Here is a 13,282-nt window from a genome sequence, read left to right on the forward strand (position 1 = left end):
AATGGTTTCTACCCCACAGGAAATATCCGGTGGGGAGAAATAATGCTATTTATGTTGCCCCTGTTTTTGCAGGAACTGCACGCCTTGATCCGGGAAGTCGGTGAACACGCCGTCAACCCCAGCCTGATTGTAAATAGCGTCGAATAGCTGATTCACATCGGTCACATATTTCGGCAGTTTATCGGCGCGAATAGTGAACGGATGCACCATCATATTACTGGCATGTGCCTCTTTCACCATATCGGTCAGTACGATATGGTTTGGCTTGGATCCTTTCTCGGCAATCAGCATATGGTAGTCGGGGCCGATAGCGTCGGCATACTGGGCGATCTTTTTCATCGCGCCCGGTTTGAACATCCAGTCGTAGTCATAGTTCACCCACTTGCCGTCGGCTTTCTGCTCGTAGGTTTCATTCCAATCGGTATAGGCGATCAGTTGCACCAGCTTCAGGTCCATCCCCATCTTGGGTTCCAGCTGTTCCTTGATGCGCTGCAACTCGTTGGCATCAAAGCATTGCAGATAGACGTTGTCACTCTTGCTGGTGTAGCCATATTGCTTCAACACTTCTAGCACTTTGGTGGTGATGTCTTTGCCTTCCTGGCGGTGGAACCACGGTGCTTTGATTTCCGGATAGATACCGATGTTTTTGCCGGTCGAATGGTTCAGACCCTGCACAAACTCAATCTCTTCCTGGAAGGTGTGTACGCGGAAATCGGATTTACCCATCGGGAAACGGCCAGGGTAACTTTGCACCTGTTTACCGTCTTTGATATCAAAACCTTCGGTGAACTTCAGTGACTTGATTTCAGGCAGGGTAAAATCAATGGCGTAGTAGCGGCCATCTTTACGTGCCCGGTCCGGGAATCGCTGGGCGACATCGGTAACGCGATCAAGATAATGGTCGTGCAGGACGACCAGTTCGTTATCTTTGGTCATCACCAGATCTTGTTCCAGGAAATCTGCACCCTGTGCGTAGGCCATGGCCTTGGCGGGTAGGCTATGTTCGGGCAGATAGCCGCTGGCACCACGGTGAGCAATCACCACTTTATCCGCTGCTTGTGCAGCGCTGAACATTGAGGTGGCAAGAATGACCCCTGTCAGCAGGGCTGTAGTTTGAATTCGCATTCTGTTGTACTCCATGTTGTTAGGTAGAGGATGGAAAAAGGCCACGATGTGTGGCCTTTGAGGTTGATGACAAAGTCGCCTTCTGACCCGAGATACCCGGGCCTAGCGCACCGAGGGGCGCTCCGACGGCTTACGCCGTTACGACCCCATCGGCACGCTCTCCCTAATAACGGTGTTTGTCAGCAGTCTGAAAGGCCACGATGCGTGGCCTTTACAGTTATGCAAAAACGTTGCGGGAATTAACCGCGTTTGGCGGCGATGTCGGCATGGTGCTTCTTCTCGCTGATCATGGTCAGCAGCAGCAGGATAACGGCACCGATGCTACCGCCAATCATCACCATGAAGCCGCCGTCCCAACCGAAGTAGTCAACGGTGTAACCCACAATGGCGCTCGCCGCTACCGAACCGCCCAGATAGCCGAACAGACCGGTGAAGCCTGCGGCGGTACCCGCTGCCTTTTTCGGTGCCAGCTCCAGAGCGTGTAGGCCAATGAGCATCACTGGGCCGTAGATCAAGAAGCCGATAGTGATCATACAAGCCATATCGATACCGGGGTTGCCCACCGGGTTCAGCCAGTAAACGACGGTGGCAATGGTAACCAGCGTCATAAAGAACACCCCGGTTGCACCACGGTTGCCTTTGAATACTTTGTCAGACATCCAGCCACACAGCAGGGTGCCAGGGATACCGGCGTATTCGTAGAGGAAATAGGCCCAGGAAGACTTATCCAGCGTGAAGTGTTTCACTTCTTTCAGATAGGTTGGCGACCAGTCCAGGATGCCGTAACGCAGCAGATATACGAACACGTTAGCAATGGCGATGTACCACAGCAACTTGTTAGGCAGGACGTACTGCATGAAGATCTGCTTGGCTGTCAGCTCTTCTTCCGCTTTTTCACTGTAATCATCCGGGTAGTCGTTCTTGTACTCTTCGATAGGAGGCAACCCACAGGATTGTGGGGTGTCACGCATCAAGGCAAAGGCGATCAATGCCACCAGGATCGCACCGAAAGCGGGCATATACAGCGCCGCTTTCCAGTCGTTGAACCACGCCATACCTAACAGGAACAACAGTGGTGGCAACCCGCCACCCACGTTATGGGCGCAGTTCCATACTGAGACAATACTGCCGCGCTCTTTCTGCGACCACCAGTGCACCATGGTACGGCCACAGGGCGGCCAACCCATCCCCTGGAACCAGCCACACAGGAACAGCAGCACAAACATCACGGCAATACTGGAGGTAGCCCAAGGGACGAAGCCCATAAACAGCATTACGGCGGAGGCGAGGATCAAGCCAGCAGGAAGAAATACGCGTGGATTGGAGCGGTCAGAAACCGAACCCATAATAAACTTGGAGAAGCCATAGGCGATGGAAATGCCTGAAAGCGCAAACCCCAGATCGCCACGGCTGAACCCTTGGTCGATCAGATAGGGCATCGCCAGGGTAAAGTTTTTACGCACCAGATAGTAAGCGGCGTAACCGAAAAAGATCCCCATAAAAATTTGCCAGCGCAGTTTGCGATAGAGCGGGTCTACCTTATCTAGCGGCACACGGGAAATGTGTGCGGCTGGCTTAAAAATACTCAACATGAGCGCCTCCGATGGCTTTATCAGTTATTACATCAACAGGAAACGGATGCCTTGAAGATGTTCGAATGGGAACCAGGGCCATTCCATAGTTGATCGCTCGCTATACTCACGTGCAATCGAGAGAAACTTCCAGGAAATGCCGTTAAATTGTTCTATAACGAGCGTCATCCTAGTGAAGAGTGGTGATAGTCACTGTGATGGATGGCTCATTTGTTACACTTTTATGACTCAGTGGCGGATTTTGAGCGATTGGTTAACTTTATGAAACAGCTAAACACCTAAAACTTGTGATTTAGATCACAACTAGCGTTTTTCATTGACATGTTATTTTCGTTTTTTGCTCGTTATTGTTCCTTATCAAACAAAAACCTTAATAAGTGTGGTTCTATAAAACCATAACCACAGGCTTAGGGGGCGTGATGAGCAACAACTCACCAGTGACCGAAACGGATGTGATCATCATTGGTGGCGGAGCCACCGGTGCAGGGATTGCTCGTGATTGTGCACGGCGTGGTTTGCGCTGTGTTTTACTGGAGCGGCATGACATTGCCACTGGCGCAACGGGCCGCAATCATGGGTTGCTACACAGTGGGGCGCGCTATGCGGTGACCGATGGTGAATCGGCTCGTGAATGTATTGAGGAAAACCGCATTCTCAAACGTATTGCCCATCATTGTATCGAGCGTACCGACGGCCTCTTTATTACTTTGCCTGAGGATTCAATCAGTTATCAGCAGCAATTCATTACCGCTTGCCATGACGCCGGGATTGATGCTGAAGCGATAGACCCCCAACAGGCACTGCGGCTGGAACCGGCTGCCAACCCGGTACTGATCGGTGCCGTCCGCGTACCGGATGGCACTGTCGATCCTTTCCGGCTGACCGCTGCCAATATGCTCGATGCCCGTGAGCATGGTGCACAGGTTCTTACCTATCATCAGGTGATTGGTTTACTGCGTACGAGCGATCGTGTGACCGGCGTGCGCGTTTTCGACCATAAAGCGACACGCCAGTACGACATTTATGCGCAGGTGGTGGTTAACGCCGCCGGAATTTGGGGCCAGCAGATTGCGGAATATGCCGATCTGCGGGTTCGCATGCTCCCCGCCAAAGGGGCGCTGTTGATCCTTGGCCATCGCATTAATAACATGGTGATTAACCGCTGCCGTAAACCTGCAGACGCCGATATTTTGGTACCGGGCGATACCATCTCACTGATCGGCACTACCTCTACCCGCATTGATTACGATCAGATCGACAACATGGTGGTTACACCGCAGGAAGTCGATGTGCTGATCCGTGAAGGTTCGTTACTGGCACCTAAATTGGCGCAGACCCGCATCCTGCGCGCCTATGCAGGGGTGCGGCCACTGTTTGCCAGCGACAATGACCCTTCTGGGCGTAGCGTCAGCCGTGGCATCGTGTTGCTCGATCACGCGCAGCGTGATGGGTTGGAGGGTTTTATCACTATCACCGGCGGCAAGCTGATGACCTACCGGCTGATGGCGCAATGGGCGACGGATAGCGTATGCGCCAAACTGGGCGTCACCACGCCTTGTACCACTGCTGAAGAACCCTTACCGGGTTCCCGTCAGTCGGCGGAGGAAACGGCGCGCAGCGTGGTTTCGTTGCCGGCCAGTATTCGCGGTTCGGCAGTGTATCGTCATGGCGATCGTGCCAGCCTGGTGCCGTCGGGTAATCGGTTGGATAACAGTCTGGTGTGTGAGTGTGAGGCGGTCACCGCCGGAGAGGTGCGTTATGCGGTAAACTCGCTGACCGTCAATAACCTGGTTGACCTGCGCCGCCGTACCCGTGTCGGTATGGGAACCTGCCAGGGGGAACTTTGTGCCTGCCGCGCTGCCGGTTTGCTGACGCACTTTAATGTAACAACGCCACAGCAATCTATCTCACAGCTCTCTCACTTCCTGAATGAACGTTGGAAAGGCGTGCGCCCTATCGCTTGGGGTGACGCGCTGCGGGAAAGTGAATTCACCAGTTGGGTCTATCAAGGACTATGCGGACTGGATGCTTGCGGTGACCAGAAGCAGGAGGCGGATGATGCAATTTGATACGGTAGTGATTGGTGGTGGATTGGCTGGTTTAAGCTGTGCCATCCGTCTGGCAGAGCAAGGCCAGCGCTGTGCGGTGGTCAGTGCTGGCCAGAGCGCACTCTATTTTTCTTCCGGCTCGCTCGATCTTCTGGCACAACTGCCCGATGGTACATCGGTGGCGTCGCCGCTATCTGCCTTATCCGATCTGGCGCAGCAGGCACCGCAACATCCCTATAGTCTGATTGGCGCTACTCAAGTGGCGGCGTTGGCAACCGAAGCAGAACAATTACTGCAACGTTGCGGTGTGCAGATGCAGGGCAGTAGTGAGCGGAATCACCTACGAGTTACCCCATTGGGGATTCGTCGTGCAACCTGGCTCAGCCCAGAAGCGGTCCCGGTTTCACCGCTTGGCGGAACACTGCCTTGGCAGAACATCGCGGTGCTGGGCATTGAAGGATTTTTAGACTTCCAACCGCAGATGGCGGCAAGCGCACTGATCCAGGAACTGGGCGTCACGGCAGAAGTGGCATTTATGCATTTGCCGATCCTCGACCGCTTGCGTAATAACCCGAGTGAGTTTCGTGCGGTGAACATTGCCCGTGTGTTGGATCTGCCAGAGCATCTGGCAGAACTGGCGGAGGAAGTGAAACGTCAGGCGGGTGAGGCAGAGGCCATCTTCCTGCCAGCCTGTCTGGGGTTGGAGAGTGATGAACCGCTGCAGGCTCTGCGCCAGGCCACCGGCAAGGTGATTTGCCTGCTGCCGACGCTCCCTCCTTCCGTATTGGGGATGAGGCTCCACCAGGCATTGCGCCAGCGTTTTCAGCAACTAGGTGGGGAATTCATGCCAGGGGATAGCGTATTGCAGGCAAGTTTCGACGGGCACCGTATCACCGGTCTTTATACCCGCAACCATACCGATATCCCACTGCGGGCAGAGCAGGTGGTATTAGCCAGTGGCAGCTTCTTCAGCAACGGCTTGGTGGCTGCATTTGATGGCATCCGTGAGCCGGTGTTTGGCCTGGATGTCTTTAGCAAAACCGAACGTGCCGACTGGTGCCACCCGGACCTGTTTGCCTCACAACCCTATCTGCAATTCGGAGTACGAACGGATCACTGCCTGCGTGCGTTAAAGCAAGGTGAAGCGATCGTCAATCTGTACGCTATCGGTGCCGTGACCGGCGGCTACGACCCGTTGCAGCAAGGCTGTGGAGCGGGAGTTTCGCTGATTGGCGCACTGCATGTCGCCCAGCAGATCCTGGCACAGGAGAAATCAGCATGAGCCTGTTAAAAGACAACAGCTTCGAGAGCTGCATTAAATGCACCGTCTGTACCACTTTCTGCCCGGTGGCCAAGGTGAATCCGCTCTATCCAGGGCCAAAGCAGGCCGGTCCAGACGGTGAGCGGTTGCGGCTGAAAGATCCGGCGCTGTATGACGAAGCGCTGAAATATTGCACCAACTGCAAACGTTGTGAAGTGGCTTGCCCTTCAGATGTGAAGATTGGTGACATTATTCAGCGTGCCCGTGCCAACTTCAGCCAGCACAAACCGACACTACGTGACGCCATTCTCAGCCATACCGATATTATGGGATCACTGTCGACACCGTTTGCGCCAATCGTCAATGCGACAACCGGGTTGAAACCGGTACGTAAGTTGCTGGATAAAGCGTTGAAGATCGACCATCGACGTGAGTTGCCAAAATACTCTTTTGGGACCTTCCGCCGCTGGTACCGTCAGCAGGCAGAACAGCAAAAGCGCTATGCCGAGCAGGTGGCCTTTTTCCACGGTTGTTTTGTTAACTACAACCACCCACAGCTTGGCAAAGACCTGATCAAGGTGTTTAACGCCATGAACATCGGCGTACAGCTGCTGAAACGTGAAAAATGCTGCGGTGTCCCCTTGATCGCCAACGGTTTTATTGAGCAGGCCAAGAAGCAGGCCGATGTGAATGTCAAATCACTGCATGACGCGGTGTTGACGCAGGGGATATCGGTAGTGGCCACCTCCTCCAGCTGTACCTTTACCCTACGTGACGAGTATCCGCACTTACTGGAAGTGGACACTTCAGCGGTGCGTGAGCGTGTGGAGTTGGCGACGCGCTATCTCTATCGGTTGATCAATCAGGGCCGCACGTTACCCCTCAAACACACACCGTTGCGCGTGGCTTATCATACGCCGTGCCATATGGAAAAAATGGGGTGGACCGCTTATACGCTGGAACTGCTCAGGCAGATCCCAGGGCTGGAACTGGTGGTGCTGGATTCACAATGTTGTGGGATCGCCGGAACCTATGGCTTCAAGTCAGAAAACTACGAAACGTCACAAGGGATTGGGGCTTCGTTGTTCCGCCAGATTGAACAGAGCGGGGTAGATATGGTGATCACCGACTGTGAAACCTGCAAATGGCAGATCGAGATGTCCACCAGTAAGCGCTGCGAACACCCGATTACTCTGCTGGCGCAGGCCTTGGCATAGGGCGCAGCGCACTGCGCCCCACCGTTTTACTGGTTCAACTTCAGAGCGTGGATAATACCTTCAGCTTCGCTTTGCGCCTGCTGCTGGTTATCTGCTGGTAGTGTGATCTGAATGGTCAGCAACTGGTTATCCAGCGTACCAAGCAGGATCGAAGAATAGGCCTTCTGACCACCGCTGGTGATGATGCTGTCCAACTGGCGTAGTGATACCCCATTGATATCGATGGCTTTATTGGTGATCACCTGGAGATTAGCGTCACGTGAGCGTTGCTGCTCTTCTAGGCGTGTTGCCAGGTTTTCCAGACTGTCCGGGGTATTATCCCCAAGGATCACGATCAGCGCACGTTGGCCAGTACTATCGGCGTAGACATGCATATTATTGGCCTGATTACCTAGTTTACCGCTCTGATCGGCCATGCCATTAGGGAGAGTGAAGGCCAGTTTACCATTCAGGAGACTGACCTGTTGCCCTGCCGGTGCGTTGGCTGTTGCGCTATCCGCAGGCGCTTTGTTGTCCTTGGTTTCGCCGTCACAAGCCGCCAGGCCAAGCACCAACAGGCTGATACCCATCAATTTTGTTACTTTATGCATCGGGATTCCTTATCGCTTATTTGGCGTTCTTCTACCGTATAGCAACCCATTCTACACTGAAATTCAAAGGGCATGATGTTACAGATAGTTGCCGACAGCCTTTTACAATCAATAAGCTCAATTAACTCAGTTGCAACTGGCTGTCTGGCTTTCGTGACGCCAGACGCTTGAGCAGCATATTGAGCAGTACCCCATACATGGGTAGGAAAAACAGCATGCAGATCATCACTTTGAAACTGTAATCCACCAGCGCGATCTCCACCCAGTTGGCGGCCATAAAGGCATCGCTGCTTCTGTAGAATGCAATGAAGAAGAAGGCTAAGGTATCAGTAATGTTGCCAAAGAACATGGCCGCTGCGGGAGCAACCCACCAGGCGCTGCGTTGGCGCAGACGATTGAAAACGTGCACATCCAGGATCTGGCCCAACACATAGGCCATAAAACTGGCAACCGCGATGCGTGCCACAAACAGATTAAAGTGTGCTAAAGCGGCAAAGCCCTGCCATTCGCCCTGAAATGTGACGGTGGAGATCACGTAAGAGATAAACAGCGCGGGGATCATCACCGCCAGGATAATTCTGCGTGCCAGTGGAGCACCGAAGATCCGCACGGTTAAATCCGTGGCCAGGAAGATAAACGGGAACGTGAAAGCACCCCAGGTGGTGTGAAAACCGAAGATACTGATCGGCAACTGCACCAGATAGTTGCTTGAAGTGATAATCGCAATATGGAATAGCGAAAGCAAAACCAACGCCTTTGAGCGTTGTTGAACGGTAAACGAATACATAATGTAGCCTTTTTAGGTTAATGGGGTGAGGGAACCCATGTTTAACTGCGCGGCCGCATGATACGCGTTTGCGCAACCAATGCAATGGTTAAATTTAAGGCAAACGTTAACGTATCTTGCGCAGAAAAACTACTGGCGTAAACTGTACGCCAGCCAGATCCGGCGATAATTCGCCGATCGTTTTTGATCGAGAGAGATGCATGACTGATATTTTTGCCCAGGCAGACCAAACGCTTGACGCAATGGGGCTCCGCTGTCCAGAACCGGTAATGATGGTACGTAAGACCGTGCGCCATATGGATAACGGTAAAACGTTGTTGATCATTGCCGACGACCCGGCCACAACGCGCGATATTCCCGGCTTTTGCCGCTTTATGGAACATACGTTGGTGGCGCAGGAGACCGAGAAGGCACCCTACCGCTATCTGCTGCGCAAGGGGCTGGTGGAGTAAGGCCCACACGGTGGTGGGCCTGACAGAGTCAACCACGATTAGCGGCGTTTTCTGAGTAACCGCAACGCGTTGGCGGTGACTAACGCTGTCGCGCCAGAGTCCGCCAGCACGGCCAGCCACAGGCCGGTCATACCCAGCAGGGTCGTGATCAGGAATATCCCCTTCAGCCCTAGCGCAATGGTAATATTCTGGCGGATATTGGCGTGCGTGGCGCGTGAGATGCGGATCATCTCAGCGATCCCCAGTAGACGATTGTGCGTTAGGGCGGCATCAGCCGTTTCCAGCGCGACATCTGTACCGCTGCCCATAGCAATGCCGATGCTCGCCGCTTTCATGGCTGGGGCATCATTGATTCCATCGCCGATCATTGCCGTTGGCTGCTGTTTGCTCAGCGCAGTGACTGCCTTCACTTTATCTTCCGGCATCAATCCAGCGCGGTAGTCGATCCCTAGTTCATTGGCAATGGCTGCCGCTGCGCGTGGGTTATCACCTGTGAGCATCACGCCACGAACCCCCAGCTCGGCCAATTCGACAATCGCCTGCACAGCATCGTCGCGTAACGTATCGCGCAGGGCGAGCAGCCCAATAGGGAGCCCCTCTTCCAGCACCACAACCACGGTTTTACCCGCTGTTTCCAAGTGCTCTACACGGGCGGACCATGCGCTACTTAACTGATTTTCTACTAGCTTGCTCGGCGCGCTGATCAGGATGGTTTTACCAGCTACCACGCCCTCTACGCCGATCCCTGCCAGTGCACGGCGGTCAGCAGCCAGTGGCAACTCGGCGCCGTTTTCTGCCGCACGATTGACAATCGCCTGTGCCAGCGGGTGGTGTGAACCCGCCTCAACCGCGGCGGCCACGGCAAGTAATTGTTGCTCGCTGAGGCCATCGGTCGGCAGCACGTCGGTAACTGTGGGTTTGCCCTTGGTTAGCGTACCGGTTTTGTCGAATGCGATAGTCCGTACTTGCCCCAGTTGCTCCAACGCTGCACCACCCTTGATCAGTGCTCCACGACGTGTTGCTGCAGCAAGCCCGGAAGTAATGGCGGCTGGCGTAGAGATGACTAACGCGCATGGGCAACCGATCAGCAACAGTGTCAGACCACGGTAGATCCACATTTCCCAAGGTTCTGCGAAGAACAGCGGAGGCACCAGGATCACTGCGATAGCCAACAGCATGATCGCCGGTGTGTAATAACTGCTGAAGCGATCGAGGAAGCGTTCAATCGGCGCTCTGCGTTCTTCAGCCTCTTCAATCAACTGCAGAATACGGTCGATAGCGCTCTTGCCAGGTTCGGAAGTCACCTTCATCTGCACCGCCTGATCGACAGACAAACTGCCAGCGGCGACCTTCTCACCCAGGTGACGCTCCACAGGCACAGATTCACCGGTTAACGCACTTTCGTCAAAGCTGGCGAACGGGCTTAGCAACTGGGCATCTGCAGGCAAGCGGCCACCCGGAGCGATTTCTATCACATCGCCTGGGCGCAGGTTGGCGACCGAAACGCGTTTGCGTTCGCCATTGTGGATCAACAAGGCATCCTCCGGCACCAGAGCCATTAACGCTTTCACTCCACGGCGAGCGCGATTGGCCGCGTAGGATTCCAGTAATTCCCCTACCATGAACAGCAGCAGCACCATGGCCGCTTCGGCGGTAGCACCAATAAACAGCGCGCCGATAGCGGCAACGCACATCAGCGTTTCTATGGCAAACGGTGTACCTGAACGCATCAGTCGCAGCGCTTTGCTGGCAACCGGTGCCAGGCCTACCAGCGTCGTCGCGATGAAGGCAATCTGGCCGTACTGCGGGTTGAAAGAGTCGAGGGCCCAACTGATCGCCATCAGCACGGAGAGCAACAGTAAAGGACCGAACTCGCGCAGATGGGAAGTTTTTGGTTTATCGTTCTTTGCTGCCGGTGCCGCACTCAGCAGGGTAAAACCAGCCTGTTTTACCGCATCCTGTACACGGGTACTGACATCGAGTTGAGCATCTACCACCAGTTTCTCGGTGGCAAAAAGTACACGTGCGCTATCGACTCCGGGAATTGATGTCACAGCATTTTCAATTTTTTTGGCACAACTGGGGCAATCCATTCCCGTTACTTGCCAACTGAACCTTTGGCTGCCGGAAGGGGAGGCGGCAGCGAGTCTGTCGCTTTCCTCATCAGGCTCTTCATGGCCGTCACTGCTGCAACAACTGGCACCGTGTTCATGGTCCAGTTCGTGGGAATGGCTATGGCCTGCGACAGTTGTGCTTTTTTCGCTGCCGCAGCCATGTTGGGTTTTGGCGTGATCGTGGGTGCAGCCACAACCCCTTTCTTGATGGCTATATCCTTGATGATTATGTTCTTTATGAGTATGCATAATGCCCCCTCAGGCAAACTACGGTGTTCAGTTTATTGACTCTACACCTTGGAGCTGACTCCAGAGTCAAGCGCCGTATGAGAATTATTGCTAATTGGGGGGAGGAGGGTTTTGGGGTCCGGTTGCCCGAACCCTCAAGGCTTACAGATAGAGCGAGCGTACGATCAGGAAATGCCCGGTGAAATAGCAGAAAGCCACTATGGCGTCTGCGGCACGGAAGCTGAAACGGTAGCGATTAAGCAACCAGACAATATTGGCCAGTAACAGCAACGAGGCCCCTGCCAGCAGAGAAAAGCCAAAGTCAGTGCTGCGCAGGAAATAGTGTTCTCCAGCCAGCCATACCATCAGCAATGTCATGGCCACCAGCGTGGCGATAGGCCAGCGCATCTCTTCCAATCGGCTCCAGATGGTTGCCAGCAGCAGTGCACCAATCACTAACAGGGTCAACGGCAAAGGCCAGAACAGGCTGAAAGTCATCTGACTGGCAAAGCTCAGGGTGTATAGCAGGTGCGAGAGGAAAAATGCCCCGATGGCGTATAACACCCGTTCACGTGGCAGCAGTAACAACGCGTCCCCGATTAACGTTGCCAACAGACCAAAAACGATCAGATAGCCTGCCGCACCCAGTACCGGTGCCTGCCAGGCCATTAATAGCATCAGTAATAAGGTTACGGGTTTAAAAACCCAGCGTTGCCAGCGGGGGCCACGATAAGAGGCATCGACGAACAACCAACCAGAAAAAAATACGGCAAGGAACGGCCAACTCATTTTGTTTTCCTTATTCATTATGGGAGGCGGAGTAACCGGCTCCAGGTTGTTACATCATCAGTTTAGGCAGTGTACATAGGTTCGACAATGCTTTCTTTTGAATGCTATAGCGGTCCTCTCATCGTTATTAACGGCAAAAAAGCCGTAAGGGCTATTTCTTCTTGAGTGGTGGTTGTTTCTTTTGCCACGCCAACAGCTCGAAAACGCCAAAAATAAAGATTTTTGCTTCCTGCAATCGGCCAAGTGGCTGATCTTTGGGCTGCGTGGATTTCAGTAATACCAGTTGCAGCCCGTGCATCACCACCATAAAGAACAGGGCGACATCGATAAAATACTTTAACGGCTTCGGGAAAGGATGAAACAGGTTGGTGAGCAGAAAGGCCCATACGCATAACATTAGTAAACGGCCCAGATTAATCAGCATGTTCGGTTTTCTCTTCCAGGGTACGGGTATAAAGACGGTAAGCCACTTGGCCTGCGACTTTTTCGCGATGCAGTGTCCAGCTCGCGGGAACATCCGTAGCGGCACTCTCGGCCTCGGCCTCAACGTAAATCCAGGCTTCATCCGCCAGCCAGCCATGTTGCTCAAGTAGCGTCACGGCTTCACCCAGTAACCCTTTGCGGAAAGGGGGATCGAGAAACACCACATCGAACGGTTGTCCTTTGTTCGCCAGCCAGGTTAAGGCATTGGTATGGATAACGCTGCCATTACCCTGCAACACTGCCAGATTCTTCGCCAACTGCTGCGCGACCGGGCGTTCATACTCCAACAAAGTGGCGCTTGCGGCATAGCGTGATAATGCTTCTAACCCCAACGCACCGCTGCCAGCAAAACAATCCAGGCAACGAGCGCCACGGATCACCGGAGCCAACCAATTGAAAAGTGTTTCACGCACGCGATCGGTAGTGGGCCGCAATCCTTCGCTATCAGGAACGGGAAGTTTACGTCCACGCCACTGGCCGCCAATGATGCGAATTTGCCCACTAGAAGCCGAGTGTGGTTTTTTGAGCGTACCGCGTGATGGTATTTTTGCCATAGAAAATCTTAATGAGTTTCGAAGTTAACGAAAAGTTATCGC

The 13,282-nt window shown here is 53.7% G+C and carries 12 protein-coding genes; 4 read left to right on the forward strand and 8 right to left on the reverse strand.

Annotated elements, in window-relative coordinates:
- Positions 1-45: 45 nt before the first annotated feature.
- A complete protein-coding gene (gene glpQ, locus SAQUA_RS01175; protein WP_380673732.1) occupies positions 46-1,125 on the reverse strand; it encodes a glycerophosphodiester phosphodiesterase in 1,080 nt (359 codons plus the stop codon).
- Between the two features lie 239 nt (positions 1,126-1,364).
- On the reverse strand, positions 1,365-2,717 hold the full coding sequence (gene glpT, locus SAQUA_RS01180) for a glycerol-3-phosphate transporter (protein ID WP_380673731.1): 1,353 nt from the start codon (positions 2,715-2,717) through the stop codon (positions 1,365-1,367).
- A 419-nt stretch (positions 2,718-3,136) separates the two neighbouring features.
- Between glpT and glpA the strand changes: the two genes are divergently transcribed.
- The 3 genes from glpA to glpC are packed head-to-tail and all read left to right on the forward strand — an operon-like array spanning position 3,137 to position 7,243.
- The gene (gene glpA / locus SAQUA_RS01185) at positions 3,137-4,786 is read left to right on the forward strand and encodes an anaerobic glycerol-3-phosphate dehydrogenase subunit A (RefSeq protein ID WP_380673730.1); all 1,650 of its coding nucleotides are present in this window, start codon (positions 3,137-3,139) and stop codon (positions 4,784-4,786) included.
- Entirely contained in the window at positions 4,776-6,047 is a 1,272-nt protein-coding gene (gene glpB, locus SAQUA_RS01190; protein ID WP_380673872.1) for a glycerol-3-phosphate dehydrogenase subunit GlpB, read from the forward strand. Before glpA ends, glpB begins: the two co-directional genes overlap by 11 nt.
- Positions 6,044-7,243, forward strand: coding sequence for an anaerobic glycerol-3-phosphate dehydrogenase subunit GlpC (glpC, locus tag SAQUA_RS01195; RefSeq protein WP_380673729.1), 1,200 nt, complete (start codon positions 6,044-6,046; stop codon positions 7,241-7,243). Before glpB ends, glpC begins: the two co-directional genes overlap by 4 nt.
- Before the next feature lie 26 nt (positions 7,244-7,269).
- Here the strand turns inward: glpC and SAQUA_RS01200 are convergent, their stop codons facing one another.
- Positions 7,270-7,833, reverse strand: coding sequence for a DcrB family lipoprotein (locus SAQUA_RS01200; protein ID WP_380673728.1), 564 nt, complete (start codon positions 7,831-7,833; stop codon positions 7,270-7,272).
- A 121-nt stretch (positions 7,834-7,954) separates the two neighbouring features.
- Complete coding sequence (locus SAQUA_RS01205; RefSeq protein ID WP_380673727.1) at positions 7,955-8,620, reverse strand: 7-cyano-7-deazaguanine/7-aminomethyl-7-deazaguanine transporter; 666 nt, start codon at positions 8,618-8,620, stop codon at positions 7,955-7,957.
- Positions 8,621-8,820: 200 nt separating this feature from the next.
- On the opposite strand from SAQUA_RS01205, the gene tusA reads away from it, so the two are divergent.
- Positions 8,821-9,072 carry a sulfurtransferase TusA gene (gene tusA, locus SAQUA_RS01210; RefSeq protein ID WP_380673726.1) on the forward strand — a complete coding sequence of 84 codons (252 nt, stop codon included), beginning with the start codon at positions 8,821-8,823 and terminating at the stop codon, positions 9,070-9,072.
- Positions 9,073-9,110: 38 nt separating this feature from the next.
- Here tusA and SAQUA_RS01215 read toward each other — a convergent pair whose 3' ends face one another.
- The 4 genes from SAQUA_RS01215 to rsmD all read right to left on the reverse strand — a co-directional run bounded on the left by SAQUA_RS01215 (position 9,111) and on the right by rsmD (position 13,240).
- Positions 9,111-11,435 (reverse strand): zinc/cadmium/mercury/lead-transporting ATPase, encoded by a 2,325-nt coding sequence (locus SAQUA_RS01215; protein ID WP_380673725.1) that lies wholly within the window; start codon positions 11,433-11,435, stop codon positions 9,111-9,113.
- Positions 11,436-11,576: 141 nt separating this feature from the next.
- A complete protein-coding gene (locus SAQUA_RS01220) occupies positions 11,577-12,203 on the reverse strand; it encodes a lysoplasmalogenase (protein ID WP_380673724.1) in 627 nt (208 codons plus the stop codon).
- A gap of 151 nt (positions 12,204-12,354) precedes the next feature.
- Positions 12,355-12,627: a DUF1145 family protein gene (locus SAQUA_RS01225; RefSeq protein WP_380673723.1), complete on the reverse strand. Its 273-nt coding sequence runs from the start codon at positions 12,625-12,627 to the stop codon at positions 12,355-12,357.
- On the reverse strand, positions 12,617-13,240 hold the full coding sequence (gene rsmD, locus SAQUA_RS01230; RefSeq protein WP_380673722.1) for a 16S rRNA (guanine(966)-N(2))-methyltransferase: 624 nt from the start codon (positions 13,238-13,240) through the stop codon (positions 12,617-12,619). The genes SAQUA_RS01225 and rsmD overlap by 11 nt, the downstream gene beginning before the upstream one ends.
- Between the last annotated feature and the right edge of the window lie 42 nt (positions 13,241-13,282).

Origin of the sequence: Serratia aquatilis (genome assembly GCF_044865145.1) — a bacterium.
GTDB classification, from domain to species: domain Bacteria; phylum Pseudomonadota; class Gammaproteobacteria; order Enterobacterales; family Enterobacteriaceae; genus Chania; species Chania aquatilis.

Coding starts and splice junctions, on each gene's coding strand:
- rsmD (WP_380673722.1), bottom strand. CDS start 13,240: ATGGCAAAAATACCATCACGCGGTACGCTCAAAAAACCACACTCGGCT.
- SAQUA_RS01205 (WP_380673727.1), bottom strand. CDS start 8,620: ATGTATTCGTTTACCGTTCAACAACGCTCAAAGGCGTTGGTTTTGCTT.
- glpA (WP_380673730.1), top strand. CDS start 3,137: ATGAGCAACAACTCACCAGTGACCGAAACGGATGTGATCATCATTGGT.
- glpB (WP_380673872.1), top strand. CDS start 4,776: ATGCAATTTGATACGGTAGTGATTGGTGGTGGATTGGCTGGTTTAAGC.
- glpT (WP_380673731.1), bottom strand. CDS start 2,717: ATGTTGAGTATTTTTAAGCCAGCCGCACACATTTCCCGTGTGCCGCTA.
- SAQUA_RS01220 (WP_380673724.1), bottom strand. CDS start 12,203: ATGAGTTGGCCGTTCCTTGCCGTATTTTTTTCTGGTTGGTTGTTCGTC.
- SAQUA_RS01215 (WP_380673725.1), bottom strand. CDS start 11,435: ATGCATACTCATAAAGAACATAATCATCAAGGATATAGCCATCAAGAA.
- SAQUA_RS01225 (WP_380673723.1), bottom strand. CDS start 12,627: ATGCTGATTAATCTGGGCCGTTTACTAATGTTATGCGTATGGGCCTTT.
- glpC (WP_380673729.1), top strand. CDS start 6,044: ATGAGCCTGTTAAAAGACAACAGCTTCGAGAGCTGCATTAAATGCACC.
- glpQ (WP_380673732.1), bottom strand. CDS start 1,125: ATGCGAATTCAAACTACAGCCCTGCTGACAGGGGTCATTCTTGCCACC.
- SAQUA_RS01200 (WP_380673728.1), bottom strand. CDS start 7,833: ATGCATAAAGTAACAAAATTGATGGGTATCAGCCTGTTGGTGCTTGGC.
- tusA (WP_380673726.1), top strand. CDS start 8,821: ATGACTGATATTTTTGCCCAGGCAGACCAAACGCTTGACGCAATGGGG.